The 208-nt window shown below is 37.0% G+C and carries 1 protein-coding gene; it reads left to right on the top strand.

The annotated features are described in order from the left end of the window. Positions 1–208: hypothetical protein (locus tag FE392_RS22760; protein ID WP_319931952.1), on the top strand; the 208-nt coding region annotated here is incomplete at both ends.

The following is a 208-nucleotide window of genomic DNA, read 5'->3' as shown; positions in this document are numbered from 1 at the left end:
AAAGAAAGGACGTTTAGTCCTTTTCAATTTAGAAAATGGACATGAGCCTAAAAATCAAAAGGAAGGCGAACAGTGGCTTTCTATCTTGGAGGAGAATAAAAAGGCAAAGACAATCCCTCAGAAGCGTCTAGAAGCTTTTATAGAGCGTTTAAAAGTGTTTCTAGATAAAATACTAGGGAAAAGCAGAGAATTCTCTCTAGAGGGCTTA

This window comes from Xenorhabdus santafensis (genome assembly GCF_033949405.1).
GTDB classification, from domain to species: domain Bacteria; phylum Pseudomonadota; class Gammaproteobacteria; order Enterobacterales; family Enterobacteriaceae; genus Xenorhabdus; species Xenorhabdus santafensis.
The sequence above is the reverse complement of the archived record's forward strand: the minus strand, read 5'-3'. Positions and strand labels throughout refer to the sequence as shown.